This is a genomic window from Streptomyces morookaense (assembly GCF_013030945.1).
In the GTDB taxonomy this organism is placed as follows: domain Bacteria; phylum Actinomycetota; class Actinomycetes; order Streptomycetales; family Streptomycetaceae; genus Streptomyces; species Streptomyces morookaensis.
In genome coordinates, this window is the sequence record NZ_JABBXF010000071.1 from 41,714 (window position 1) to 67,897 (window position 26,184).

24 protein-coding genes are annotated in these 26,184 nt (G+C 72.9%); 11 read left to right on the forward strand and 13 right to left on the reverse strand.

Annotated features, from left to right (window positions below):
• The first annotated feature begins 43 nt into the window (after nucleotides 1–43).
• The 6 genes from HG542_RS26070 to HG542_RS26095 all read left to right on the forward strand — a co-directional run bounded on the left by HG542_RS26070 (nucleotide 44) and on the right by HG542_RS26095 (nucleotide 7,852).
• Nucleotides 44–439: a TOBE domain-containing protein gene (locus tag HG542_RS26070; RefSeq protein ID WP_171085526.1), complete on the forward strand. Its 396-nt coding sequence runs from the start codon at nucleotides 44–46 to the stop codon at nucleotides 437–439.
• Nucleotides 440–452: 13 nt separating this feature from the next.
• On the forward strand, nucleotides 453–1,202 hold the full coding sequence (gene modA / locus HG542_RS26075) for a molybdate ABC transporter substrate-binding protein (RefSeq protein WP_171085527.1): 750 nt from the start codon (nucleotides 453–455) through the stop codon (nucleotides 1,200–1,202).
• Nucleotides 1,199–3,190, forward strand: coding sequence for an ABC transporter permease (locus tag HG542_RS26080; protein WP_308699111.1), 1,992 nt, complete (start codon nucleotides 1,199–1,201; stop codon nucleotides 3,188–3,190). Before modA ends, HG542_RS26080 begins: the two co-directional genes overlap by 4 nt.
• Before the next feature lie 132 nt (nucleotides 3,191–3,322).
• Complete coding sequence (locus tag HG542_RS26085; protein WP_373313116.1) at nucleotides 3,323–4,936, forward strand: alpha/beta hydrolase; 1,614 nt, start codon at nucleotides 3,323–3,325, stop codon at nucleotides 4,934–4,936.
• A gap of 204 nt (nucleotides 4,937–5,140) precedes the next feature.
• Nucleotides 5,141–6,223 (forward strand): hypothetical protein, encoded by a 1,083-nt coding sequence (locus tag HG542_RS26090; protein ID WP_171085528.1) that lies wholly within the window; start codon nucleotides 5,141–5,143, stop codon nucleotides 6,221–6,223.
• A gap of 90 nt (nucleotides 6,224–6,313) precedes the next feature.
• On the forward strand, nucleotides 6,314–7,852 hold the full coding sequence (locus HG542_RS26095; protein WP_171085529.1) for an alpha/beta hydrolase: 1,539 nt from the start codon (nucleotides 6,314–6,316) through the stop codon (nucleotides 7,850–7,852).
• A 53-nt stretch (nucleotides 7,853–7,905) separates the two neighbouring features.
• On the opposite strand, the gene moeZ is transcribed toward HG542_RS26095, so the two are convergent.
• The 12 genes from moeZ to HG542_RS26150 all read right to left on the reverse strand — a co-directional run bounded on the left by moeZ (nucleotide 7,906) and on the right by HG542_RS26150 (nucleotide 21,525).
• The gene (gene moeZ, locus HG542_RS26100) at nucleotides 7,906–9,084 is read right to left on the reverse strand and encodes an adenylyltransferase/sulfurtransferase MoeZ (RefSeq protein WP_171085530.1); all 1,179 of its coding nucleotides are present in this window, start codon (nucleotides 9,082–9,084) and stop codon (nucleotides 7,906–7,908) included.
• Between the two features lie 84 nt (nucleotides 9,085–9,168).
• Nucleotides 9,169–9,984 (reverse strand): spherulation-specific family 4 protein, encoded by an 816-nt coding sequence (locus tag HG542_RS26105; protein ID WP_171085533.1) that lies wholly within the window; start codon nucleotides 9,982–9,984, stop codon nucleotides 9,169–9,171.
• Nucleotides 9,972–10,886, reverse strand: coding sequence for an NAD-dependent epimerase/dehydratase family protein (locus tag HG542_RS26110; RefSeq protein WP_171085535.1), 915 nt, complete (start codon nucleotides 10,884–10,886; stop codon nucleotides 9,972–9,974). Before HG542_RS26110 ends, HG542_RS26105 begins: the two co-directional genes overlap by 13 nt.
• A 43-nt stretch (nucleotides 10,887–10,929) precedes the next feature.
• Nucleotides 10,930–11,946 carry a hypothetical protein gene (locus HG542_RS26115; protein ID WP_171085537.1) on the reverse strand — a complete coding sequence of 339 codons (1,017 nt, stop codon included), beginning with the start codon at nucleotides 11,944–11,946 and terminating at the stop codon, nucleotides 10,930–10,932.
• Nucleotides 11,943–13,472 (reverse strand): DUF3492 domain-containing protein, encoded by a 1,530-nt coding sequence (locus tag HG542_RS26120; protein WP_171085539.1) that lies wholly within the window; start codon nucleotides 13,470–13,472, stop codon nucleotides 11,943–11,945. Before HG542_RS26120 ends, HG542_RS26115 begins: the two co-directional genes overlap by 4 nt.
• Nucleotides 13,473–13,637: 165 nt before the next feature.
• Nucleotides 13,638–15,278 (reverse strand): ABC transporter ATP-binding protein, encoded by a 1,641-nt coding sequence (locus tag HG542_RS26125; RefSeq protein WP_171085541.1) that lies wholly within the window; start codon nucleotides 15,276–15,278, stop codon nucleotides 13,638–13,640.
• Entirely contained in the window at nucleotides 15,275–16,273 is a 999-nt protein-coding gene (locus tag HG542_RS26130) for an ABC transporter permease (RefSeq protein WP_171085543.1), read from the reverse strand. The genes HG542_RS26125 and HG542_RS26130 overlap by 4 nt, the downstream gene beginning before the upstream one ends.
• The gene (locus HG542_RS26135; protein WP_171085545.1) at nucleotides 16,270–17,274 is read right to left on the reverse strand and encodes an ABC transporter permease; all 1,005 of its coding nucleotides are present in this window, start codon (nucleotides 17,272–17,274) and stop codon (nucleotides 16,270–16,272) included. The genes HG542_RS26130 and HG542_RS26135 overlap by 4 nt, the downstream gene beginning before the upstream one ends.
• Nucleotides 17,271–18,989 carry an ABC transporter substrate-binding protein gene (locus HG542_RS26140; protein ID WP_171085547.1) on the reverse strand — a complete coding sequence of 573 codons (1,719 nt, stop codon included), beginning with the start codon at nucleotides 18,987–18,989 and terminating at the stop codon, nucleotides 17,271–17,273. Before HG542_RS26140 ends, HG542_RS26135 begins: the two co-directional genes overlap by 4 nt.
• A 119-nt stretch (nucleotides 18,990–19,108) precedes the next feature.
• Nucleotides 19,109–19,270 carry an Ms4533A family Cys-rich leader peptide gene (locus HG542_RS36080; protein ID WP_368857188.1) on the reverse strand — a complete coding sequence of 54 codons (162 nt, stop codon included), beginning with the start codon at nucleotides 19,268–19,270 and terminating at the stop codon, nucleotides 19,109–19,111.
• A gap of 112 nt (nucleotides 19,271–19,382) precedes the next feature.
• Complete coding sequence (locus tag HG542_RS26145; RefSeq protein WP_229922524.1) at nucleotides 19,383–20,546, reverse strand: DUF3152 domain-containing protein; 1,164 nt, start codon at nucleotides 20,544–20,546, stop codon at nucleotides 19,383–19,385.
• Complete coding sequence (locus HG542_RS26150; RefSeq protein ID WP_171085549.1) at nucleotides 20,539–21,525, reverse strand: alpha/beta hydrolase; 987 nt, start codon at nucleotides 21,523–21,525, stop codon at nucleotides 20,539–20,541. The genes HG542_RS26145 and HG542_RS26150 overlap by 8 nt, the downstream gene beginning before the upstream one ends.
• 140 nt (nucleotides 21,526–21,665) lie before the next feature.
• On the opposite strand from HG542_RS26150, the gene HG542_RS26155 reads away from it, so the two are divergent.
• From HG542_RS26155 to HG542_RS26170, 4 genes are all read left to right on the forward strand, one after another.
• Complete coding sequence (locus HG542_RS26155; protein WP_171085551.1) at nucleotides 21,666–21,887, forward strand: Rv3202a family protein; 222 nt, start codon at nucleotides 21,666–21,668, stop codon at nucleotides 21,885–21,887.
• Between the two features lie 168 nt (nucleotides 21,888–22,055).
• On the forward strand, nucleotides 22,056–22,709 hold the full coding sequence (locus HG542_RS26160; RefSeq protein WP_171085553.1) for a TetR/AcrR family transcriptional regulator: 654 nt from the start codon (nucleotides 22,056–22,058) through the stop codon (nucleotides 22,707–22,709).
• A gap of 156 nt (nucleotides 22,710–22,865) precedes the next feature.
• The gene (locus tag HG542_RS26165; protein ID WP_171085554.1) at nucleotides 22,866–23,093 is read left to right on the forward strand and encodes a DUF3107 domain-containing protein; all 228 of its coding nucleotides are present in this window, start codon (nucleotides 22,866–22,868) and stop codon (nucleotides 23,091–23,093) included.
• Between the two features lie 185 nt (nucleotides 23,094–23,278).
• A complete protein-coding gene (locus HG542_RS26170) occupies nucleotides 23,279–23,557 on the forward strand; it encodes a hypothetical protein (protein ID WP_171085556.1) in 279 nt (92 codons plus the stop codon).
• A gap of 52 nt (nucleotides 23,558–23,609) precedes the next feature.
• Here the strand turns inward: HG542_RS26170 and HG542_RS26175 are convergent, their stop codons facing one another.
• Entirely contained in the window at nucleotides 23,610–24,344 is a 735-nt protein-coding gene (locus tag HG542_RS26175) for a ferritin-like fold-containing protein (RefSeq protein ID WP_171085558.1), read from the reverse strand.
• Between the two features lie 520 nt (nucleotides 24,345–24,864).
• On the opposite strand from HG542_RS26175, the gene HG542_RS26180 reads away from it, so the two are divergent.
• Nucleotides 24,865–26,184 (forward strand): DEAD/DEAH box helicase (locus HG542_RS26180; RefSeq protein ID WP_438816705.1); only part of this gene is annotated, 1,320 nt, incomplete at its 3' end.

Consider the following 26,184-nt stretch of genomic DNA (forward strand, 5'->3'; position numbering starts at 1 on the left):
TCCACCTTGCATATGCGAGCCTAATCGCCATAGCGTGCCGCACATGCGCACGTACACCATCGGCCAGGCGGCCCGACTGCTCGGCGTCAGCCCGGACACGGTGCGGCGCTGGGCCGATGCCGGACGGATACCGACACAACGCGACGAATCCGGCAAACGACTCATCGACGGCGAGCAGTTGGCGGCCTTCTCCGTCTCCCTCGCCGCCGAGGCGAACGGCGAGGACGAGGCGCCGTACACCACCGCGCGCAACGCCTTCCCCGGCATCATCACCGCCGTCAAGCTCGGCGACGTCGCCGCCCAGGTGGAGATCCAGGCCGGCCCGCACCGCCTGGTCTCCCTCCTCACCCGCGAGGCCGTGGAGGAACTGGGCCTGGCCGTCGGCATGGAGGCCGTCGCCCGCATCAAGGCCACCAACGTGCACATCGACCGCGCCTGACCGGGGGGACACCATGAACCGCACGCTCACCCGCACCGCCCTCGCAGCAGCCCTCGCCCTCCCCCTGGCAGCCTGCAGCAGCACCGGCGGCAAAAGCACGAGCACCATCACCGTCCTCGCAGCGGCCTCCCTCACCGACGTCTTCAAGCAGGCAGGGGCCGCGTACGAGAAGGAGCACCCGGGCACCGAGGTGAAGTTCTCCTTCGCCGGGTCCCAGGAACTGGCGGCCCAGGTCCGCCAGGGCGCACCGGCCGACGCGCTGGTGACCGCCGACACCAAGACGATGGACGACCTCAAGGCGCAGACCGGAACCCCCGCGGTCATCGCGAAGAACCGCCTCACCATCGCCACGGCCCCGCACAACCCCCGGCACGTCCAAGGCCTCACGGACCTCTCGCAAAGCGGCCTCAAGGTCGTCCTGGCGGCACCCGAGGTCCCCGCGGGCCGCTACAGCAAGAAGATCCTGGACCAGCAGCACCTCTCCGTGAAGCCGGTCTCCCAGGAGCCCAGCGTCCGGGCCGTGCTCAGCAAGGTCTCCCTCGGCGAGGCGGACGCCGGCATCGTGTACGTCACCGACGCGACCGCGGCCAAGGGCAAGGTGGACACCGTCACGATCCCCGACGCCCAGAATGCGGTGGCCAGTTACCCGGCGGCAACGCTCAAGAACTCCAAGAACACCAAAGCGGCAGAAGACTTCGTGAAGTGGCTGAGCTCCGCCGAGGCCCGGAAACTGCTCGCATCCGCGGGCTTCCAGAAGCCGTGAAGAAAAGAATCCCCCTCCCTCTCGGCATACCGGCCGCACTCGCGGTGACGTTTCTCCTCCTCCCCCTGGCGGGCGTCCTCGCCCACGCCCCCTGGAGCTCGCTCCCCTCCCGTCTCGCCTCTCACGAAGTGACCCAGGCCCTCACCCTCTCCCTTCTCGTCTCGGGCTGGGCCCTGCTGATCGCCCTGCTCCTGGGCGTCCCGCTGGCCTGGCTGCTGGCCCGCACGGAGTTCCCGGGCAAGTCACTGGTGCGCTGCCTGGTCATGCTCCCGATGGTGCTGCCACCAACCGTCGCCGGGGTGGCCCTGCTCCAGGCATACGGCCGCCACGGCATCCTGGGCCCGGCACTGGCGAGTTACGACATCACCCTCCCCTTCTCCACCGCAGGCGCGGTCATGGCCTCGGCATTCGTGGCCATGCCCTTCCTCGTCATCAGCCTCGAAGGTTCCCTCGCCGGCCTGCACCCCCGCTACGAGGAGACGGCAACGTCCCTGGGAGCGGCGCCGCTTCGCGTCTTCCGCACGATCACGCTCCCCATGGTCCTCCCGGGCCTGATCGCAGGAGCGGCCCTCTCCTGGGCCCGCGCCCTGGGCGAGTTCGGCGCCACGATCACCTTCGCGGGCAACCTCCCGGGAACCACGCAAACCCTGCCCCTCCAGGTCTACCTGCTCCTCCAGGACGACCCGGAGGGCGCAACAGCCGTATCCCTCCTCCTCCTTGCGATAGCAACGGCAATCCTCATCAGCCTCCGCGGCAGCTGGCTGAACCCGCAGACGCCGACGAAGACCGGGCGGGGCCGGGGGGCCGGGGAGGGCCCGGCAAGGGGCGTAAAGCCGTATGTGCGGCCAAGTGCGGGGCACACAACACGCGGACCGGCAACGGCCGCACATACAGCAGCCCCGGAGGGCCCTCCCCGGCCCCCCGGCCCCGCCCCCACCCCGCACCCGCTGCGCACCACGGTGACCGGCGCGGTAGAAGCAACGCTCAACGCCCCCGCGGGCACAACGATCGCGGTAGTAGGTCCCAACGGCGCCGGTAAAACAACACTCCTCCGCACCCTCCTGGGCCTGACCACCCGCGCAACGGCCACCACCCTCACCCTCGGTACCGAAGACGCATCCCACGCACCCCCACACCACCGCCGCATCGCCTGGGTCCCCCAGGACGGCGCCCTCTTCCCCCACCTGACCGCCCTCGCCAACACGGCATACGGCCTCCGCGCTCAGGGCACCCCCCGCGCCGAGGCCCACCGCGAGGCCCGGCAGTGGCTGGACCGCCTCGGCGTCGGCGCCCTGGCCCACCACCGCCCCGGCAGGCTCAGCGGCGGCCAGGCCCAGCGGGTGGCCCTGGCCCGCGCCCTGGCCGCACGCCCCCGCCTGCTCCTCCTGGACGAACCCCTCGCCGCCCTCGACCAGTCGACCCGCACTCACGTGCGCCACACCCTGCGCACCCACCTCGCAGACTTCCCGGGCGTGTGCCTCCTCGTCACCCACGACCCGGTGGAAGCCGTGTCGCTCGCGAGCCACGTCCTCGTCCTGGAGAACGGCCGCACCGTCCAGTACGCCACCCCCACCGACCTCACCCGCCGCCCCCGCTCCCCCTGGGTGGCCCGCATGCTGGGCCGCAACGCCTGGCCCGGCCGGACCACCGCCGACGGCGACGGCACCGTGCTCCTCGACGACGGCGCCCGCCTCACCACGGCGGAGCCGCCCCCCGCCGCAACGACGGGCCTCGCGGTCGTACCGCCCGAAGCGGTGTCCCTGCACACCACCCGCCCCACCGGCAGCCCCCGCAACATCTGGCAGGGCAAGGTCCGCGAGATCACCGCCCAGGGCGGCCGTCTCCGCGTCCTGGTCGAGGGCACGGACGGAGCCCCGGAGACCGTCGCCGAGATCACCCCGTCGGCCGCGGCGGACCTCGCCCTGGCCGAGGGCACCCCGGTCTGGGCGAGCATCAAGGCCACGGAAGCGGCGTTCATCCCCCTGTAACCCGTACGCCCCGCACCACGCGCGCCCCGGCGGCACCCCACGGACGATGGCAGTCAGCCAACGTCAGCCCCGGGAGGCACCGCCGTGCCGAGAGCAACGAGAGCCGCGCGAGCAACGAGATCCACACGATCCATACGAACCGGCAGCCTGCTCTCGGCCGTCCTGCTGACGCTCACGGCAGCAGCCGCAACAGGCTGCTCGAACGGCGGTGCCGCAGGCCGCCCCCAGGCAGCCGGCACCGCCGCCACAGCCCCCGGCAGGGGCCCCGGCGCCCCGGACCCCAAACTGGACTGGAAGTCGTGCCCGCCCCCGAGCGCCGGCGAGGACAACGGCGGGGCCGCCAAGGCCCCGGGCCGCGACTGGGAGTGCGCGACCCTGCACGCGCCCCTGGACTACGCGCACCCCGACGGCGAGAAGATCGGCATCGCCATGATCCGGGCGAAGGCCACCGATCCCGCGCACCGCATCGGTTCGCTGGTCTTCAACTTCGGCGGCCCGGGCGGCTCGGGCGTCACCACCCTGCCGGCGTTCGCCGAGGACTACCGGAATCTGCGCACCCGTTACGACCTGGTCAGCTTCGACCCGCGTGGGGTGGGCCGCAGCAGCGGCGTCCGCTGCCTGGACGACAAGGAGCTGGACGCGTACTACGCGGCGGACTCCACACCGGCGACCAAGCCCGAACAGACGGCCCTCGTCGGCCGCGTGGAGGCATACGCGGCCGCCTGCCGCCAGCACTCGGGAAAGGTCCTCCCGTACGTCGGGACGACGAACGCCGCGCGCGACATGGACCTGATGCGGCAGGCGCTCGGCGACGGCAAACTGCACTATTTCGGCGTGTCCTACGGCACCGAACTGGGCGGCGTCTACGCGCACTTGTACCCGAAGAACGTCGGGCGGGCGCTGCTCGACGCCGTGGTCGACCCGTCGAGCGACCCGGTGCAGAGCGCCCTCGCCCAGGCCCGCGGCTTCCAGCTGGCCCTCGGCAACTACATGTCGGCGTGCACGCAGACGTCCGACAACTGCCCGACGGAGCGCTCGATCACCGACCTCCTCGACCGCCTCGGCAAGCAGCCGATCCCGGCAACGGGCGGCGGCACCGGCTCCCCCACCCCCGGAACCGGCGGAACCGGCGGATCCGGGGGAACAGGCGGCGGCCGCGAGCTGACGCGGTCGCTGGCGACGAGCGGCATCGCCCAGGCCCTGTACTCCAAGGACTTCTGGGACTACCTCACCGAGGGCGTCGAGGACGCCGAGAACGGTGACGGAAGGATCCTGCTGTCCCTCGCGGATGCCATGAACGGCCGTAACCAGGACGGGCATTACAGCTCGCTCCAGGCCTCCCTCAACGCGGTCACCTGCGCGGACTTCGCCCAGCGCTACACGGCGGAGGACATCGAGCCGAAGGTGGCGGATTTCCGCAAGGCGTCGCCGGTCTTCGGGGACTTCATGGCGTGGAGCCTCCTGCAGTGCACCGGCTGGCCCGTCAAGGGCGAGTGGCAGACGCCCGACGTGAGCGCGAAGGGTGCCGCACCCATGCTCGTGGTCGGCAACACCGGTGACCCGGCGACCCCTTATGAGGGAGCGCGCACGATGGCGCGGGAGCTGGGCGAGGGCGTCGGAATCGAGATGACGTACCGGGGCCAGGGCCACGGCGCATACGACAGCGGCAACCCCTGCGTCAAAGGTGCGGCAGACGCGTATCTCCTGGACGGTAAGGTCCCGGAGCCCAACAAGGTGTGTTCATAGCACCCATAGCAGATCACACCGGTAATACGAACTGCACCGGCTCGAATGTCAGTGGCCCGCACTACGATCGCACGCACACAAGTTCCGCACGTGGACGGCGCGTTGCGGACCGGGCAACGGGGCGGGGGGATCGAAGTGTCGAACAGCAGCAGCACGTTACGGACCGGCGCCGGGCGGCCAGGCGATCCCGGCCACAGGGCCCGGGTGCTCACCGGAGCCCTGGCCATCGCGGCGCTGCTCGCCGCCCTGGCGGCCTTCTGCCAGGCGGAGTTCGGGCCGCTGGCGAAGCCCTCGTACTGCTGGGGCGCCTGGCCGGAGGACGGAGGCCCGTTCCGCAGTGGCGACCACCACCGCTCGGCACAGGAGACCGCCCCCGCGCCCGGGCGCCCGTACGGGGCGTGCACGTTGAGCTGGCGCGGCGGGCGGGGCGCCGGGGCGTACCGGCAGCGGCTCGACGTGCGGTACGGGACGGGCCCGCGGGAGGCGGAGGCCCGCCGCGCCTGGCTCTCGGGGCTGCTGGTGGGCGGTGACAGTGCGCTCCCGGACGGCCTGCCCGGCTTCGTGGCCGCCGGTTCCGGCACACTGGTGCTGCCCCCGTCGTGCGACGTGGACGGCCGCCCGTCGGTCGTGACGGTGACGAGCTCGTTCCGCGACGCGGACAAAACAAGCGCGGCGGACGGAACGGACCTGGCGAAGCCCGGCGGCGAGCGCCCCGGCTTCCCGGACGACTCCTCCCCCGCCCGCACGGGCCGCCTCCTGGTGGACGCGGCCAACAGGGCGGTGCGGGCGTCGCGTTGCGCCCCGTCGCCGGTCGTGCAGCCGCAGCACGCGCCGCCCAGCTGGGTGCGGGTGTCGGCCGGCGGCCCGGCGGAGCAGTGCGCGATACCGGGGCTGACGGTGGCGGCCGCGGATTCGGTCCGGCTGACGGACACGGTGGGCAGCGTCGGGGACGATTTCCAGACGTGTGCGGTCGCCGCCGACGGGCGGTGGGCGGCGCGGTTCGCGATGATCGCCCGGCCGCGGGTCGTCGCCCTCTTCGACGGCGCCGCGGGGGACGACGCACCGGCGCCGGGGTGGCGGGCGCACGGCCGCATCGACGCGTCCGGCGCCCTGATACAGGCGGACTGCGCGGGCCGTCCGACGGTCTTCACCATGCGCACCGGCCCCGGCCGTTCGCGCACCCGGCTCGACGACGCGCGCACGGTGTTCCCGGACTTCGTCGACGCGGTGGGCCGGCGCATCGGGTGCGCGCCGCTGCATCCGAGCCGCAACGACCCTGCGGAGTGACGGCTGGAGCGGACCGCGCCCCGCCGCGCTCCCCCGTGCGCGCCTGTACCCCGAGTCCGGTGCGGGCGTTTCCTCCGTAGAGTCGGTGAAATGAGTACCGTACGGCCCCGGGCCACCGCCCTCGCCTCCGCCGCCCTCGCGCTCGCCCTGACCGCCACCGCCACCGCGTGCGGCGGGAGCAGCGGCGGTACGGGATCCGGCGCCGACGCCAAACAGCCGTCCGCGGGCGGCGCCGCGCTGCACTGGACGGCCTGCGACGCCCCCACGGCCGCCCAGGGCGGCGGCAAGGCGCCCGGCAGGGGCTGGGAGTGCGCAAAGCTGCCCGTACCGCTGGACTACGGGAAACCGGACGGGGAGCGGATCGAGCTCGCCCTGATCCGGGCCAGGGCACTGGACGCCGGGCACCGTATCGGGTCGCTGGTGTTCAACTTCGGCGGGCCGGGCGGCTCGGGGGTCGCGACGCTGCCGGGTCTCGCCGACAGCTACGCACGACTCCGGCAGCGCTACGACCTGGTGAGCTTCGACCCGCGCGGGGTCGGCGAGAGCGCGGGCGTGCGGTGCCAGAGCGACAAGGAGACGGACGCGGCCAACGAGGTCGACGCGACGCCGGAGGACGACGCCGCGGTCCGCACGTATCTGGCGGCGAACAAGGCCTACATCGACGCGTGCGCCAAGAACTCGGCCAAGGTCCTGCCGTACGTGGACACCGTCAGCGCCGCCCGCGACATGGACCGGATCCGGGCCGCCGTGGGCGACGCGAAGCTGCACTATTTCGGCATCTCCTACGGCACCGAACTGGGCGGCGTCTACGCCCACTTGTACCCGCAGAACGTGGGCCGCGCCGTGCTGGACGCGGTCGTCGACCCCACACAGGACCCCCTGCAGGGCAATCTGGCGCAGTCCAAGGGGTTCCAACTCGCCCTGGACGACTACGAGAAGGACTGTTCCTCCCGGTCGTCGTCCTGTCCCGGCACGGACGACATCACCGCACTGCTCAAGCGGCTCCGCGCGCAGCCGCTGCCGACGGCGCAGGGGCGCAGGCTCACGCAGGACGAGGCGGTCAACGGCATCGCCGCCGCGCTCTACACCAAGGACACCTGGAAGTTCCTCACGGACGGCCTGGACGAGGCCCTGCAGAAGGGCACCGGCACCAAGCTGCTGCTGCTCTTCGACTCGATCAGCGGCCGCTCGCCCGACGGCCACTACTCCAACCTGCAGCCGGCCAACCGGGCCATCTCCTGCGTGGACGAGGAACAGCGCTACACGGTCGACGACGTGAAGGCGCACCTGGCCGAATTCCGGTCCGCCTCACCGGTGTTCGGGGAGTCCGCGGCATGGTCGCTGATCTCGTGCACCGGCTGGCCGGTGAAGGGGAAGACGAAGACGCCGGAGGTCGGCGCGAAGGGTGCGGCGCCGATCGTGGTGATCGGCAACACCGGGGATCCGGCGACGCCGTACGCCGGTGCGGGGCGGATGGCGTCGGCGCTCGGCTCCGGGGTGGGCGTCGAGGTGACGTACCGGGGCGAGGGTCACGGCGCGTACAACACGGGGAACCCGTGCATGACGCGGGTGGTTGACGCGTATCTGCTGGAGGGGACGGTGCCGAAGGCCGGGGTGACGTGCGGGTAGTCGGTGGCTTGTCGCGAAGTTCCCCGCGCCCCTTGCGGGGCGCGGGAAATCGCCTAATACACCGGCTTCTCCGGTTCGATCTGGTTGACCCAGCCGATGACGCCGCCGCCCACGTGGACCGCGTCGGCGAACCCGGCGGACTTCAGGACCGCCAGGACTTCCGCGGAGCGGACACCCGTCTTGCAGTGCAGGACGATCCGCTTGTTCTGCGGCAGGTCCTGGAGGGCGTTGCCCATGAGGAACTCGTTCTTCGGGATCAGCCGTGCGCCGGGGATGGAGACGATCTCGTACTCGTTCGGCTCGCGGACGTCGATGATGTCGATGTCCTCGCCGTCGTCGATCCACTCCTTGAGCTGCTTCGGCGTGATCGTCGAACCCGCCGCGGCCTCCTGGGCCTCCTCGGAGACGACGCCGCAGAAGGCCTCGTAGTCGATCAGTTCGGTGACCGTCGCATTGGGGCCGCAGACCGCACAGTCGGGGTCCTTGCGGACCTTGACCTGCCGGTAGGTCATCTCCAGTGCGTCATAGATCATCAGTCGGCCGACCAGCGGCTCCCCGATCCCGGCGAGCAGCTTGATGGCCTCGTTGACCTGGATCGAGCCGATCGAGGCGCACAGCACGCCGAGCACGCCGCCCTCGGCGCAGGAGGGCACCATGCCGGGCGGCGGGGGCTCGGGGTAGAGGCAGCGGTAGCAGGGGCCGTGCTCGGACCAGAACACCGAGGCCTGGCCGTCGAAGCGGTAGATCGAGCCCCACACGTACGGCTTGCCGAGCAGCACGCACGCGTCGTTGACCAGGTAGCGGGTGGCGAAGTTGTCCGTCCCGTCCACGATCAGGTCGTACTGGGAGAAGATGTCCATGACGTTGTCCGCCTCCAGGCGGCCCTCATGGAGCACCACGTTCACATACGGGTTGATGCCCAGCACGCTCTCGCGCGCGGAGACGGCCTTGGGGCGGCCGATGTCGGACTGGGAGTGGATGATCTGGCGCTGCAGGTTCGACTCGTCGACCTCGTCGAACTCCACGATGCCCAGCGTGCCCACGCCCGCCGCCGCCAGGTACATCAGCGCGGGCGAGCCGAGGCCGCCCGCCCCCACGCACAGCACCTTGGCATTCTTCAACCGCTTCTGCCCCGCCATCCCCACATCCGGGATGATCAGGTGACGCGAATACCTGCGAACCTCGTCAACGCTGAGCTCGGCAGCCGGCTCAACCAAAGGTGGCAGCGACACGGGAACTCCGTAGGTCGGTCGGACATGCGGCGACGTCCCCGCGGCTGCGGGGCGTACGTTCCCGTAACACTGCCACGGCCGGTCTCATTCCGAGACACCAGGTCCGATGCGCGAGACGAAATCGTCCCAGTAGCCGGGCAGGGACTCCCAAGGGTCCACGCGCACGAAGGTCAGCGGGGCCGCCCGGCCCGTGCGGCTCACCCGGCGGGCCCGGCCGGTCCGGCTCGCGTGGTTGGTGCGGTCGGTGAAGAAGACCGTGCCCGCGCCCTGCCAGCGGGCTATCCGCATCGCCTCGTCCAGGTGCGGCCGGGGCACCGCGTACACGAGGTGGCAGAAGCGCTCGGGCGGATGGTCGGCGGTCCACTCGGCGACCTGTGACCAGCGGTAGGCGGACCAGGGGCCCGCGAAGGTCACCAACTGGTCGGCGAGGGAGGCGTATCCGGGGCAGGGGTGGGTGCCGTGGAGCAGCACGAGGTGGGTGCCGTCGCGCAAGGTGCGCAGGGCGCCGGCGGCGCGGCGGGTCTCCCTCAGGCCCGCCGCGTCGGCCGGGCAGCGGCCCAGCGCGAATCCGTCGACCTTGTACCAGTTGAGGAAGCGCTGGGCGTCCGAGAGGAGTTCACCGAGCGGGCGCGTGCCGGCGGCCAGGTCCAGGTGGCCGAGGAGCCGCACGCCCGCCTCCCGCAGCGGGGCGGCGGCCGCGCGCCAGTACGGGTCCGGGCGGCTGCCGGGGCCGCCGCCCGCGCCACCGAGCACCACCCAGTCCAGCGGCAGGCCGGCACGCTGCAGGCGGCCCCACTCGGCGGGCGCGACCAGCGGGTGCGCGAAGCCGGGGACGCCCAGCCGCAGCGGGGCCTTGCCGGTGGCCAGGAAACGGCGGTGCCCGGAGGTCAGATGCGACACGCGGCCTCCATCCAGATGTCGGCCAGCGACTCCTCCAGGCCGATCCGGGGGCGCCAGCCCAGCCGGTCGCGGGCGGTGCGCACGTCGGCCTGCTGCCAGGCGCCGCAGCCGTCCGGGTAGGGGTAGGCGGGCGGGGTGCCCAGGTGCGGGTCGTCCAGTTCGTGCAGGGCGCCGCCGAAGCCGGCCACCCGGGCCAGCAGGGTGGCCGCGTCCCGCAGCCGCACCGCGCGCCCGGTACCGATGTTGACGGCGCCCTGGGCCGCGGAGAGGGACGCGGCGTGCACGGCGCGGGCGACGTCGCGCACGTCGACGAAGTCCCGCTGCACACCGAGGCCGGTGAGCTTGAGCTCGTTGTCCCCGTTCTGCATGGCGCGCCGCATGGCCTCGGCGAGCCGGCCCAGCGGGGAGCCGGCCGGGGTGCCGGGGCCGACGGGCGAGAAGACCCGCAGCACGATGGCGTCCAGGCCGGAGCCCAGCACGAGTTCGGTGGCGGCGAGCTTGCTGACGCCGTACGGGCCGCCCGGGCGCGGCACCGCGTCCTCCGCGGTGGACGAACCGGACTGGGAGGGCCCGTATTCGGAGGAGCAGCCCAGTTGGACCAGACGGGCGCCGCAGCCGCTGCGGCGCAGCGACTCGCAGACGGTGGCGACGGCGACGGTGTTGTGGCGGGCCAGTTCGCGGGCGCCGCCGCGGGTGGCGCCCGCGCAGTTGATGACGACGCCGGGATGGACGGCGTTGAGGAAGCGGGTGAGCGCTCCGGGGCTGCCGGTGGCCAGGTCGAAGCGGACGTCCGCGTCGTCGCCGCGGCCGAGCGCGGTGAGCTGGACGGCGGGGTCGGCGAGCAGGCGGTCGGCCACGAAGCGGCCGAGGTAGCCGTTGGCACCGAGCAACAGGACCCTCATCGGTGTTGCCCTCGCTCTCGCGCGCTGCGGTGGGGGTGGACGGTCATGTTCCTTGCTCCTCTGAGTGGACGGAGGCCCGGGACAGGGCGGGGACGGCGTGGACCAGCAGGGCGAGGGCCGGCAGGACGCACGCGGCGAGCGGTATGGCGGCGGGCGTGCAGGCGCCGGCCGCCCAGCGCACCGGCCATCCGAGGGCGTCACAGCCCGGCAGGCGCGCGGCGAGGAGTGCGCACAGCGGGACGGCCTGGGCCGCACCGGCTGCGAGGGTGGCGTGGACGGCCGCCCGGGTCCGCCCGTACGAGGCGAGCAGCCGGGCGAGGAAGAGCAGTCCGCCGAGGGCGGCGACGAGAACGTAGGCGGGGACGGGTGCGGTGCCGGCCGGCGCCGCGGTCCCGTCGGCGGGCAGGGCCGAGCGGGCGGACCACAGGAAGAGCAGCAGCGCGCCGAGGTACAGCACGACGGCCGTCAGCAGTGCGGGCCGTACGCGGGCACCGAATTCCTTCAGGCCGCGGCTGGTCCGCAGGGCCCGGCGGGCGCGGCCCGCGAACCAGTGGGCGCAGCAGGCCGCGGGCACGACGGCGCACGCGAGGGCGAGCCCGGCGGGTGCGGCGGCGGCCAGCAGGGCGTGCACGCCGGTGCCGCGGGCGCCGTGCAGCAGCACGGTGAGCGTGCGGTCCCCGGTGAGCCCGGAGGCGAGCAGCCACAGCCAGGCCAGGGTGCCGCCGGCGCCCCAGCCGCAGCGCAGGGCCGCGCACCGGCCGCGCGGGTGCCCGGGTGCGGCCGGGGATTCGGCGTCCGGGGCGCCCGTGCCCGGCTGTTGGCCGTGCTCCACGCGCGCGTGGAGCTCCTCGGCCAGGGAGAACACGTCGCGGTGCCGGTACTCGGCGGCTTCGCGGTCGCCGATGCCGCGCACCTCCAGACCCGCTGCGATCTCCCAGGGGTCGACGGCACCGGCGCACAGGGCGTGGTGCTGCTGGAGGAGCGTCTTCACCGGGTCGGCCGGTGCGTCGGCTATGCCGACGGGGGCGGGAGCGCTCCCGTCGCGGAGGGATGTGGTCATGGGCGGCCCGCCCAGGTGGGCGAGGCGGAGCGGGGGGAGCGGGTGAGCGGCGGCCGGTCGCCGACGGCGTGGGCGAAGGGCACGGAAGGATCGGGGGCGGGGTGCTGGACGGGGGCGCGGGAGAGGACTTCGAGGTAGAGGGCGCCGAAGGCGGCGACGTTCTGTTCGTCGGTGAAGAGTTCCAGGGCCCGGGCGCGGGCGGCGGCGCCCAGCCGGGCCCGGCGGGCGGGGTCGTGCAGCAGGGCGAGGCAGGCCTCGGCGAGGGCGCCGGGGTCGCGCGGGGGGACGACCAGGCCGGTGCCGCCGATGACTTCGCGGACGGCGCCGGTGTCCGGGGAGACGGTGGCGCGGCCGCAGAACATGGCCTCGACGAGGGCCGTGGGGAAACCGTCGGCCGTGCCGGCGAACAGGACCACGGCGGCCGTGGCGAAGACGTCGGGTCCGCCGTTCCTGCCGTGGGTGACCCCGTCGGCGGCCGGTGCGTCCTCCGCCGGGTCTCCGACGATGTGCAGCCGGACGCCCGGTTCGGCCTCGCGCAGGGCGGCGAAGGCCTCCCACAGAGGGGGTTCGGGCGGGCCTCCGACCCAGACCAGCGTGCGCCCGTCACCGCCGGGGGCGCCCTCGCCGACCTCCTCGTAGAGGCTCGCGTCCATGCCGGGGTGGACGGTGCGCAGCCGGGCCCGGTCGGCGCCGCAGCGCTCCTGCCAGCGGCGGGCCTGTCCGTCGCCGGAGGTGACGACTGCGGCCCGGCCGTAGACGTGGGCGGCGAGCAGCCGGTGGAAGGAGGCGAGCAGGGTGCGGACGGCCGGGGAGGGACCGGCGGGGCCGTCGAGGTAGTACTCGCGCAGGCCGACCTCGTACTCGGTGACGAGCAGGGGGGTACCGAAGAAGCGTTTGGCCAGCAGGCCCGGGAGGGCGGCGGGACCGGCGGAGGTGGCGTGGCAGAGGTCGACGCCGGAGAGGCCGCGGTCGCCGTCGGCGGTGCCGTACCAGTCGAGCGAGAGCGGTCTGAGGGCGCGCTCCAGGAGACCGGAGACGACGAGCAGGTCGGTGACGCGGGCCCCGTAGGCGGCGGGTTGTGCGCCGGGCGCGCGGCAGGCGTTCTCCAGGGCCCGCAGGGCTTGTTCGGAGCGGAGGGCGGCGGCGAGCCCGCCCTCGTCGCGGGCGAGGTCGGCGAGGCCGTCCAGCGCGTCGGCGAAACGGTACGCCTGGTCGCCCGGCAGGGTGATCGCCGCCGCCAGGTCGCCGAAGTGGGCGCCGAAGCGCCGGCGCTGTTCGCGGCCGTACGCCCCGTGGGCGCGCCCGGCGCACCCCGGCGCGGGGCCGCCCCAGAGGGGTGCCGCTCTGACCCGCCGGACGTTGCCCGGCAGCGCGTGCCAACCGCTGTCCTCCTGACGGGCGCTGCGGCTCAGTGCGTAGAGCTCGAAGTCGTGCTGGCCGAGCCCCCGGACCAGCCGGTCGCACCACTCCCCGCCGTCGCCCGCGGCATACGGATACCCGCCCTCGGAAAGCAGTCCCACACGCACGTGCGTACCCCCGCCTCTCCTTCGTGGCCCTGTCGGAAGCCACCGCCGAACGGCAGCGGGAGCACGCTATGCGGGCTGCACGGTGGCGCGATGGACGGTTGTCCGTCGCGCCACCGGAAGGGGTGAACAGAAGTGACTTTCGGGCAGGCGGGACGTTGCCGCGCGCTATGCGGAGGCGCCCTGCAGCGCGGTGCCGTCCTCGGTGCCCTCCTCGGTTCCGAGCCGGGGCACGGCGGCCAGCAGGCCCCGTGTGTAGGCGTGCTCCGGCCGCTCGTAGACGGCGTCGGCCGGGCCCTGCTCGACGATCCGGCCGCCCTGCATCACGACCAGCCGGTCGCTCACCTGACGGACGACGGCGAGGTCGTGCGCAATGAAGACCAGCGCCAGCCCGAGGTCGCGCTGCAACTCGCCCAGCAGGCGCACGACCTGAGCCTGTGTCGTGACGTCGAGCGCGGAGACGGGCTCGTCGCAGACGATCAGCTTCGGCTCGGGGGCCAGGGCCCGGGCGATGCCCACGCGCTGCCGCTGTCCGCCGCTGAACTCGTGCGGGTAGCGGTGGTAGGCGTCCGGGTCGAGTCCGACGCGCTCCAGGAGTTCGCGGACGCGTGCCACGATCGCCGCGTCGTCCAGCGTGCCTGCGGCGCGCAGCGGGTCGGCGATGGATTCGCCGATGCTGCGGCGGGGGTTGAGCGAGGAGACCGGGTCCTGGAAGACCATCTGCAGTTCGCTGCGGAAGGGGCGCAATTCGCGCTCCTTCAGGCCGCGGATGTCGCGGCCGCGGTAGCGCAGTTCGCCTCCGGTGGGTTCCAGCAGGCGCACCAGCATCCGCCCGAGCGTGGTCTTGCCGCTGCCGGACTCGCCGACCACGCCGACCGTCTCGCCGGCCCGCACGGTCAGTGTGACGTCGTCGACGGCGGTCACCGTGTGCCGGCCGCGCCCGAACTCGCGGCGCAGTCCGGTGGCTTCGAGGAGGACGGAGTCGTCGGTGGCCGGAACCGGTTCCACCGATCGGCGGACGTTTACGCGCGGGACGGCCGCCAACAGGGCGCGCGTATAAGGCTCGCGCGGTGTCTCCAGCACGTCGCGCACCGGCCCGTGCTCGACGGCCCGCCCGTCCTTCATCACGAGCAGGTCGTCGACGCTGCCGGCGGCCACGCCCAGGTCGTGGGTGACCAGGATCAGGCCCATGCCGGTCTCGGCCCGCAACTCGCCCAGCAGGCCCAGGATCTGGGCCTGGACGGTGACGTCCAGGGCGGTGGTGGGCTCGTCGGCGACGAGCAGCCGGGGCTCGCAGGCGAGGGCCATGGCGATGAGGGCGCGCTGCCGCATGCCGCCGCTGAACTCGTGCGGGCGGGAGCGGGCGCGGCGGGCCGCGTCCGGGATGCCGACCCGGTCGAGCACCTCGGCGGCGCGCTCGCGGGCGGCGCGCCGGGAGACGCCGGGCCGGTGGACCCGGTACACCTCGGCGATCTGGTCGCCGACGGCCTGGTAGGGGTCGAGCGAGGACAGCGGGTCCTGGAAGACCATGGCCGCGACGCCGCCGCGGATGCGGCGCAGCGCGGCCTCGTCGGCGGCCTGCACGTCGTGGCCGGCGACCTGTACGGAGCCGCCGACCTGTGCTCCGGTGCCGCGGTGCAGACCCAGCAGGGCGTAGGCGGCGGTGCTCTTGCCGGAGCCGGACTCGCCGACGATGCCGAGGGCGCCGCCGGGTGCGAGCGCGAAGGAGAGCCCGTCCACGGCGCGGACGGTCCTGTCCCCGGTGGGGAAGGCGACGGAGAGGTCCGTCACGGAGACCAGTGGCGTCATCGCAGGGCCACCCTTCGGTCGGCGACGGCGTAGAGCACGTCGGCCACGATGTTGGCGAGCACCACGGCGGTGCCGGTGACCATCACCACGGCGACGACGACGGGGATGTCGATGGTCTGCGTGGCATGGACGAGGAGCTGTCCGAGCCCGGGGAGGCCGAAGAGCGTCTCCGTGAGCACCGCGTTGCCGAACATCGAGCCGAGGTCGACGGCGGTCAGCGCGATCACGGGCGGCAGGGCGCCGCGCAGGGCGTGCCGTCCGACGACCGCCCGCTCGGTCAGACCGTACGCGCGGAAGGTGCGGATGTGGTCCTCGGCGAGGGTCTCCAGCATGGAACTGCGGGTGAGCCGGGCGTACTTGGCGGATTCCAGCAGGGCGAGCGCGGCCCAGGGCAGGGCCAGGTTCCAGGCCCACTGTTCCGGGTCGTCGGCGAGCGGGACGTAGGTGGGGAACGGCAGCCACTCGAGGTAGACGCAGAAGAGCATCAGCAGCCCGAGTCCCGTGATGAACACGGGTGTTGCCGTGCCGGCGAGCGTCAGCCAGGTCAGCACGCGTTCGGTCGCGCCGCCGCGGCGCAGCGCGGACAGCAGGCCGGTGCCGATGCCGAGCAGCAGCCACAGCACCATCGCGCCGAGGGCGAGGGAGGCGGTGACGGGCAGCCGTTCGGCGAGCAGGTCGGTCACCAGCTGGTTGCTCTGGTACGACTGCCCGAAGCAGGGCGCGGTGCAGTGCAGCACGCCGGTGCCGGTGGAGTAGTCGTGCCCGGCGACGAGTCCCTGCAGGAAGTGCCAGTACTGGAGGTAGAAGGGGTCGCCGAGGCTCAGCTGCTCGCGGACCTGGCGGAGTTGCTCGGGGTTGCAGCGGGGGCCGCAGGCCAGGCGGGCGGGGTCGCCGGGCGCGATGTAGAACGTCGCGTAGACGACGAGCGAGAGCACGAGGACGACGGCGAGTGCGCCGAGCGCGCGGCGCAGGAAGTAGCCGGCGAGGCCGTTCACGCGGCGCCTCCTTCGGGGGACGTGGCCGCGGACTTCCGGCGGCCGGCACGTCCGACGCGCAGCCGCGAGGCCTCGCGGGGGTCCAGTGCGGCCCGTACGCCGTCGCCGAGGACGGTGAAGGCGAGCACGGTGACGAACAGCAGCAGCGAGGGCATCAGGACGTACATCGGGTCGGCGCGGAACCACGTGGTGGCGCTCGACAGCATCTGTCCCCAGGAGGGCGTGGGCGGCTTGATGCCGACGCCCAGGAAGGACAGGCCCGCTTCGATGACGACGTTGGACGGCAACAGGATGGCCGCGTAGGTGATGACGGGCGCGGCGAGGGCGGGCAGCAGTTCGCGGCGGGCGACGCGCCAGGGCGAACCGCCGGTCAGCCGCGCCGCGGTGACGTAGTCGAGTTTTTTCAGTCCGAGCGTCTGGGCGCGCACCAGCCGTGCGGTGGAACCCCAGTTGAGCAGTCCGATGACGACGATCAGCAGGACCGGGCGCGGGAAGTCCGACGGGACGACGGCGAACAGGGCGATGGTGAACACCAGTGAGGGCATGGCGACCATCACGTCGGTGAGGTGGCTGAGCACGCTGTCGAGCAGCCGGTTGCCGAGGGCTGCGGCCAGGCCGACGGCGACGCCGATCAGCACCTGGACGACCGTGGCGCCCAGGGCGACGAACAGCGAGATGCGGGCGCCGTACAGGAGCCGGGCGAACAGGTCGCGTCCGGTGCCCGGTTCGACGCCCAGCCAGTGCTCGGCACCGGCGCCGCCGAAGGAGCCGAGCGGCACGCCGCCGCGGGCGGAGTCGACGAGGGTGTCGTGGTAGGTGACGGGGTCCTGGCCCTCCAGTGCGGCCAGCAGGGGCGCACCGAGGGCGAGGAGGACGAGCAGGCCCAGCACGGCGGCGGCCGCGAGCGCGCTCCTGCGCGTGCGCAGCCGCCGCCACACCTGCCGGGCGCCGGAGGCGGGGGCGGCCGCCTCCGGCTGCGGGGTGGCGAGGGTGTCCGTCACTTGACCGCGACCTGCGAGACGTCGAGGACACCGGTCCAGTCGCTGATGACGACGTTCTTGACGTCCTTGCCGACCAGCCGCTTGTAGACGGGGTGGAACAGCGGGACGGTCAGGGCCTGTTCGCCGATGGTGCGGTCGAGGGCGCCCCAGCGCTGTGCGGCGGCGTCATGGTCGGTGATCTTGTTGATCGCGTCGATCTCGTCGTTGACCTTGGGGTCGTCCAGGCGCGCGGTGTTGAAGTTGGCGCCGTCCTTCACGATCTGCCGCCCGTCGAAGATGGGCGCGAGGAACGGTCCGCCGGACGGCCAGTCGGCGCCCCAGTGGGCGAGGAACAGGCCGGGCTGGTCCTTGAAGCTGTGGACCTTCTCGTCGTAGTCGTTGGACTCCAGGCCCTCCAGCTTGACGGTGATGCCCGCCTCCTTGAGCGCGGCCTGCAGGGCCGTGGCGATCTCGGGGCTGGTCTCGAAGTCCTGGGCGGTGCTGTGGGTGAGCGTGATCTCCAGGCCGTTGTCGTAACCGGCCTCCTTCAGCAGCTCCTTGGCCTTGGCCGCGTTGCCCTTGTCGCCCGCCGGGAAGTGGTCGTAGGGCGTGTAGCCGAAGGTCTTCCGGTCGGGCAGGAAGGTGGTCGCGGGCTCGGCGAGCGCGGAGCCGCCGGCGGCGTTGACGACGCTGGTGCGGTTGACGGCGTAGGCGATGGCCTGGCGCACCTTCGGGTTGTCGAAGGGCTTCACTTCCGGGTTGAAGGCGAGGTAGTTCGTGTAGCCGAAGTGGCCGGTGCCGACCCGGGCGGCGAGGCTCTTGTCGTTGCCGACCTGGGCGAGTTCGGCGGGGCCGAGGTTGGTGTCGGTGGTCACGGCGGCGGCGTCGGGGCCCGCGCCGGTGGACAGCCGCTGGTTGATGACGGCGGAGGAGAGGCCGGACTTCACCTCGATCCGGTCGGGGTAGGCGTGCCGCTCCTTGTCGGTGTCCTCCGACCAGTGGGGGTTGCGCTCCAGCTCCAGCTGTTCGCCGTCGTTGGTGTTCCTGACGACCTTGTACGGGCCCGAGGAGACGGGGTGTTCGGCGTACTTGGCGCCGGTGTCCTTGTCCTTGGGGACGGGCGCGAACTGGGTGGAGGTGGCGAAGTAGGGGAAGTCGCCCTCGGACTTGCGCAGATGGAAGACGATGGTCTTCGCGTCCGGCGTCTCGATGGAGTCCAGGCCCTTCTTCTCCTTGTACGGGCCCTGGTAGTCCTCGCCGCCGATCAGCCAGTCGCGCAAGTAGGGGGCGCCGCCGGAGAGTTCGGGGGCGAAGGAGCGCTCGACGCCGTACTTGATGTCGGCGCTGGTGATCGGGGTGCCGTCCTCGTACGTGAGCCCGTCCTTGAGCTTGTACGTCCAGACCTTGGCGTCGTCGCTCGGCGTACCGGTGCCGGTGGCGAGGTCGGGGACGACCTTGGTGCCCTCGGTGCCGTCGGCGCGGTGACGGGTGGTGAGGGTGCGGAAGACGAGGGAGGGGATGTTGCCGCCGCCGGAGGTGTAGAGGCGGGCGGGGTCGAACTTGTTCTGCGGCTGTCTGTTGAGGACGGTGAGCGTGCCGCCCTTCTTCGGTGCGCCGTCGGCACCGTTCTGCGCAGCGCCGCCGCCCTTCGGGCCGCAGGCCGCCGCGCCTCCGACCAGGACCACGCTGACGGCGGCCGCGGCCACGCGGCGGGATATGACGGATATGTGAGGCATGACGGGAGAAGCCTTTCACGCTTTCGCGGGATGACAGGGAGGGCGCGGAAGCGGCCGGAAAGGAGAGAAAGCGCACGGAGGGCACGCAGGACCGCCCCGCGGTGCGGGGGAAGGCGGTCTCAGCGACAGAGAATGTCGGCGACTGCGTGCGCGGCCACGCCGATGAGCGCCAGCTCGTAGCTGGCGTCCTCGGAGGCGTGGTGGTGCGGCATGGGGAGAAGACTGGTTGAAATCCGGCCAACCTGCAAAGGCGTCTCAGGGAGAGAGACGATGCGTCTCATTTTGCGGTCACCGGTTCGCGCCCCGCCAGGGGCGCTGGGGGCACCTCCCAGCGGTAGCTGGGGGAGGAACTGGGCGACCAGCCGAAGACGGCCCGCAGGTGCGGGCAAACGCCTAACTGGCCGGGTACGGCCAAGGATTGGCCCGGCACGTGCGCCCGTCCGTCGTCAGGAACTTCGTCTGCTGCATCATCACGGGCGCCAGCCCGCCCTGCTTCTCGCACGTCTCGTGGTCGTGCCCCAGCCGGTGCCCCACCTCGTGGTTGATCAGCATCTGCCGGTAGGCGTGCATCTGGTCGCCGTAGGTCTGCGAACCCTGCGCCCAGCGATAGGCGTTGATCATGACACGGTCGGTCGCGGCGGAGTCGCAGGAGACGTTGTCCTCGGTGGTGTCCAGGCCGGACTTCGCACACCAGGCCGCCGTCGTCCGCGGGCTGGCCAGGGTGATGACGAAGTCGGGCGTGCCGGACGAGATGCGCTCGAAGGTGCGGGTACCGCCGTGCCCCCAGCTGCGGCCGTCGTTGAGGGTGCGGTGCACGGCCGTGGCGAAGAGCGTGCCGTCGAGCGGCAGCCCCCTCTCCACGTCAACGCGGTAACGCAGGACTTCACCCTTGCCGGGGGCGCTGTCATGGCCGCCCATGGTGGCGAAGTCGCCCGTCCCCTTGGCGGCCGGGTCCAGCGGGTACTTGCGGGCCATCTGCTGGTCGTACGTGGCCGGGAGCTCGGCGCCGCCGTTGGGGGTCGGCCGGCTGTCGGAGCGCGAGGCCGCGCCGGCGCCCTGCCGGCCGTCGGTGTCCGCGGCCCGCGCCTGGGCCCTGCTCTCCTGGCCGTCCTCGACCTGCCCGGCGACGGCGACGGCCAGCACGGCGGTCACCACGGCGGCGGCCACCCCGGTCACGGTCCGCACCACGCCGCTGCTGCCGGCCCGGTGGGAACCGCCCGACGTCCCGCCGGCCTCGCGGCGCGGCTCGGGCAGCTTTGTCCGTCCGGCCCCGGCGGGGGTGGCACCGGGAGTGAAGGAGGCCTCGCCCTTGACGTATCCGGTCGGTCCGCGGCCGGCGCCGCCGTATCCGCCGGTGCCCTGCGCGCGCTGCGCCCCGATGACGCCCCAGCCCAGGACGGGGTCGCGCGAAGCCCCCGGGGGCCCGCCGACGGGCATGCCCGGACCGGGCAGGGGGTCGGTGCCGTGGCCGGCCTGGGCGCGGCGGCGGCCCGTGCCGGAGGCGGCGGCAGCCGGCCCGTCGGCGGGCCGGTCCGCTCGTGCGCTGTGTCTACCCACGGGGCGGGGCGCTCCGTCCAGTCGTCGTGGCGGTGTCCGCGAGGAGCTCGCGGAAGGCGCGGGCCACCGCGCCGGGGTCCTCCATCATGGCGATATGTCCCGACTCCAGCAGTGTCAGCAGGCGCGAGTCGCGGAAAGCCGCGCTCGCCCGCCGGGCCATACGGTACGAGACGAGCTGGTCGCGCATCCCGTACACGAGCAGAGTAGGGGCTAGGACCCGCTCCGCCTGACGCCACAGCGAATGCTGCCCGCCCAAGGTGTACGCGTCCACGATGCCGCGCGCCGAACGCGCCATCACGTCCCAGAAATAGGGGAGTTCCAGCCTCCGCTCGTACTCCTCGACCGCCAGTGCGAACGCCTCCGGTGTCACCCGTGCGGGGTCTCCGTAGGTGAGCGCGAGCAGTTCGCGGGTGCGCCGCTCCGGGCTCCAGTCCCGGGTGGCCTTGGCGAACCAGGAGACGATGCCCGGCACGGCGAGCAGCCCGGTGGGCAGAGCGGTGCGCTGCGGGCGCAGTTCCGGCAGGGCGGGCGAGACCAGGGTGAGCGTGCGGACGAGGTCCGGCCGGACGGCCGCCACGCGCGTGGCGATGGCGCCGCCCATGGAGTTGCCGACCAGGTGCACGGGCCCGCGGCCCGAGGCGTCGAGGTGGCGGATGACCACGCGCGCGTACCCGGTGATGGAGTAGTCGTCGTCCTGCGGCGGCGGTGTGTCGCCGAAGCCCGGCAGATCGAGCGCCTCGCCGTCGACCGTGCCGGCGAGCGCCTCCATGAGCGCGGACCAGTTCTGCGAGGATCCGCCGAGCCCGTGCACATAGAGGGCGGGCGGCAGCCCCGTCCGCGCGGGCGGCCGGGAGCGCACGGTCAGCTCGACACCCGGCAGGGTCACCGTGCGCAGCTGCTCGCCGTCGGCGACCCGCGACGGCCGCGACGGCGGCACCACGGGGACGGCGCGGAGATGCGGCGACTCGGTCGATGACATGCGGGCAATGTTACGAGACGATCACGCCGGGGCCCTTGTGGCGGGGGTCACAGATCGCCTGGCGGTACGGGGCCGGGTCTCCTAGGCTCGTACCAAGGAGTACGAGGGCGCACATCCTGGATGCCGGAAAGAGGTTCCGCATGCCCGTGGACCCGAGGGACCCCGACACCTTCGAGGACGAGACCGACGACGCCGGGGAGTTCGACGTGGAGGCCCCCGAGGCGGACGCCGCCGAACAGCACGCGGACCTCGCCCCCCACCGGGACGAACCGCTGGAGCACATCGATCCGGGCGCGGCGAACGAGGCGGACCGCGCCGAGCAGGCCCGGGTGGTGGAACTCGACGAGGACGACTACCGCTGACCCGTGGCCGCCACAGGTACCGCGGAAGGTGATTTGTCGGGAATTTGTTGGCTTCCCACAGCGTCCGGGAGGCGAAATTCTCCGCTCCGACCACGCACGGCCCGGTTACCCAAAAGTACGATGGCGGGCGCGGCGTGGGCCGTGCACAGAACAATCATGGGAGGCGGCGTGACAGCCATCGAGCAGACCGAGGCGCGCCCGCGAGGCACGCGCCTGCCGCGCCGAGCCCGACGCAATCAGCTCCTGGGCGCGGCCCAGGAGGTCTTCGTGGCCCAGGGCTACCACGCGGCGGCCATGGACGACATCGCCGAGCGGGCCGGGGTCAGCAAGCCGGTGCTCTACCAGCACTTCCCGGGCAAGCTCGACCTCTACCTGGCCCTGCTGGACCAGCACTGCGAGAACCTGCTGCAGGCGGTCCGCACGGCCCTGGCCTCCACCTCGGAGAACAAGCTCCGCGTGGCGGCCACCATGGACGCCTACTTCGCCTACGTCGAGGACGAGGGCGGCGCCTTCCGGCTCGTCTTCGAGTCCGACCTGACCAACGAGCCCGCCGTGCGCGAGCGCGTCGAGCGGGTGTCGCTGGAGTGCGCGGAGGCGATCAGCGAGGTCGTCGCCGAGGACACCGGCCTCTCGCGGGACGAGGCCATGCTGCTGGCCGTCGGCCTGGGCGGCGTCTCCCAGGTGGTCGCCCGCTACTGGCTCTCCAGCGAGAGCACGGTCCCGCGCGAGACGGCCGTCCAGCTGCTGACCTCGCTGGCCTGGCGCGGCATCGCGGGCTTCCCCAAGGTCGGTTCCGAGAAGGCCGCGTCCGACAACCACTGAGGCCACGGCACCGGCGCGTGTTCGCTGCGAGCGTGCGGGGACCGGCCCGGCCCGCCCCCGTACCGGGCTAATGTGTGGAACGTACCGGCGCGGCTGGCCGCGCACCTCTCCCCCGGGCCTGGCCAGGGGGACCGCACACCTTCGGAGGGACAGGCCGTGGAGGTCAAGATCGGCGTGCAGCACTCGCCCCGCGAGATCGTGCTGGAGAGCGGGCAGAGTGCCGAGGAAGTCGAGCGCCAGGTCACCGAGGCGCTCGCCGGCAAGGCGCAGCTGCTGTCGCTGGCGGACGACCGCGGACGCAAGGTCCTGGTCCCCGCCGACCGCCTGGCGTACGTGGAGATCGGCGAGCCCACCGTGCGCAAGGTCGGCTTCGGCGCGATGTGACACCCGAGCGCGAACGGCGAAGGCCCCGGTGCGGAATGCACCGGGGCCTTCGCCTTGTCTGTACGGACAGGAGCGGCACGGGTGACGTGGCTCCGGAGCGAGGGTTGCCCGCCACGGTCCCGGGGTAACACCGCTACGACCGATTTGCACCCCGCTCCTCGGTCATCGCACGGGAGGGTGTCCACATGCTCCTCTGGGAAGCGCTCGGCTCGGTCCTCATCGGCCTCGCCGTCTCCTACGGAGCCCTGCGCTGGCTGCCCGAGCGGTTCGGCCGCTTCGGGTCGCGCCCCCTGGCGCTGGCCACGGGGCCGGGCGCCGCACTGTTCGGCGCCCTGCTGGCCCACTCGGTCCTCGGCCCCGGGCATGTGCTCGCCACCCTGGGGGTGTCGCTGGGCGTGGCCGTCGCGCTGGTGTCCCTGCTGCTCCGGCCGTCACCCCGCCCCCGCCGGTCGGCCACTGTCTGAGCCGGCTCCGCCGGAATCGGGGGCGTGCAGGGTGTTCCGCTCAGCCGGGCGGCTATGCCGCCAGACCCAGCGCGGCCATCCGCTTGGTGTGCGCCTCGGTGATCCGGGAGAACATCTTGCCGACCTCCGCGAGGTCGAAGCCGTCGGCCACCCCGCCCACCAGCATGGTGGAGAGGGCGTCACGGTCGGCGACCACCCGCTGCGCCTGCGAGAGCGCCTCGCCCATCAGCCGGCGCGCCCACAGCGCGAGCCGCCCGCCGACCCGGGGCTCGGCCTCGATCGCGGCGCGGACCTTCTCGACCGCGAAGGTGGCGTGGCCGGTGTCGTCGAGCACCGCGAGCACCAGCGCCCGGGTGTCCGAGTCCAGCCGCACCGCGACCTCGCGGTAGAAGTCGCTCGCGATCGAATCGCCCACATACGCCTTGACCAGGCCCTCCAGCCAGTCCGAGGGCGCGGTCTGGCGGTGGAACTCGTCCAGCGCCGCGGCGAAGGGCTCCATGGCGGGGGTGGGGTCCGCCTCGATCGCCGTCAGGCGGTCGCGCAGCCGCTGGAAGTGCTGGAACTCCGCGGAGGCCATCTTGGCCAGCTCGGCCTTGTCGTCCAGCGAGGGCGCCAGCTTGGCGTCCTCGGCCAGCCGCTCGAAGGCGGCCAGCTCGCCGTAGGCGAGCGCGCCGAGCAGGTCCACGACCGCGGCCCGGTACTGCGGGTCGGCGGAGGCCGTGGCCCAGTCCTGGGCGGCGATTCCGGTGTGCTCTGCGGCGTTCTCGGGCGTCCCGTGCGTCTCCATGGACGGAACGATAGCCCGCCCCGGACCGGGAGGAAGGCCCTGGTCAGAAGGTTCGTCCGGAACCGTCCCGAGGATTGTCCGGACACACATGCGGCTTTCCGGGGTACAGTGCTAGGAGGCCAGCCGACTCTTCGGCCGGCCGCACCCAAGCTGTGTCTCTCGGGAACAGGTCCCCTGAGCTCCAGCGGATGCCCGGTCGGTGGCCCGATCGGCTTCCACAAAACCGACCGCCCTCCCCGCGGTACGCACGAGACGTGCGCACACCTGGAGGGATCCGCTCGCGGCACGTGTGCACGAGCGAAGGCAGTGGTCCCGCGCCACCCGGCCCCCGGCCGGGATCGGTACCCCGGCGCGGTACGTACGACCCCACGTACGACCCCCTTCGCCGCCCCGCGCCGCGTCTCACAGAAGAGGCGAACCGCTGAATTCTCAGCCCACTTTCCGAGACCTCGGGATTCTGCCCGAGACCGCCGAGGCCCTGGAAGCCGTCGGCATCGTCCATCCGTTCCCCATCCAGGAGATGACGCTCCCCGTAGCCCTCGCCGGCTCCGACGTCATCGGCCAGGCCAAGACCGGCACCGGCAAGACGCTGGGCTTCGGCCTGCCCCTGCTGGAGCGCGTCGTCGTCCCGGCCGACGTCGAGGCGGGCCGGGCCACGCCCGAGCAGCTCTCCGACGCGCCGCAGGCGCTGATCGTCGTCCCCACCCGTGAGCTGTGCCAGCAGGTCACCAACGACCTGCTCACCGCGGGCAAGGTCCGCAACGTCCGGGTCCAGGCGATCTACGGCGGCCGGGCCTACGAGCCGCAGGTCGAGGCGCTCAAGAAGGGCGTCGACGTGATCGTCGGCACGCCCGGCCGGCTGCTCGACCTCGCCGGACAGAAGAAGCTCAGCCTGGCGCACGTCAAGGCGCTCGTCCTCGACGAGGCCGACGAGATGCTCGACCTGGGCTTCCTGCCCGACGTCGAGCGCATCATCACGATGCTCCCGGCGAAGCGCCAGACCATGCTCTTCTCGGCGACCATGCCGGGCGCCGTCATCTCGCTCGCGCGCCGCTACATGTCGCAGCCGACGCACATCCGCGCCACCGAGCCCGACGACCAGGGCCAGACGCACGCCCACATCTCGCAGCACGTCTACCGCGCCCACTCCATGGACAAGCCGGAGATGGTCGCCCGCATCCTGCAGGCGGAGGGCCGCGCCCTCGCGATGATCTTCTGCCGCACCAAGCGGACGGCGGCGGACATCGCCGAGCAGCTCACCCGCCGCGGTTTCGCCGCGGGCGCCGTCCACGGCGACCTCGGCCAGGGCGCCCGCGAGCAGGCGCTGCGCGCCTTCCGCAACGGCAAGGTCGACGTGCTCGTCTGCACCGACGTCGCCGCGCGCGGCATCGACGTCGACAACGTCACGCACGTCATCAACTACCAGTCCCCCGAGGACGAGAAGACCTACCTGCACCGCGTCGGCCGCACCGGCCGCGCGGGCAAGGCGGGTACGGCGATCACGCTCGTCGACTGGGACGACATCCCGCGCTGGAAGCTGATCAACAAGGCGCTGGAGCTGCCGTTCGACGAGCCGGAGGAGACGTACTCCTCCTCCGCGCACCTGTACGAGCAGCTGAACATCCCCGCCGGCACCAAGGGCACCCTGCCGCGCTCGGAGCGCACCCGCGCCGGGCTCGACGCGGAGGTGCTCGAGGACCTCGGCGAGACCGGGGGCCGCGGGCGCGGCCGGGACCGGGACCGTGACCGGGGCCCGCGCCGGGCGGAGGAGCGCCCTGCCGAGCGCACCCGTACGCCGCGGAGCCGTCGCCGCACGCGCGGCGGTGCGCCGCTCGCGGCC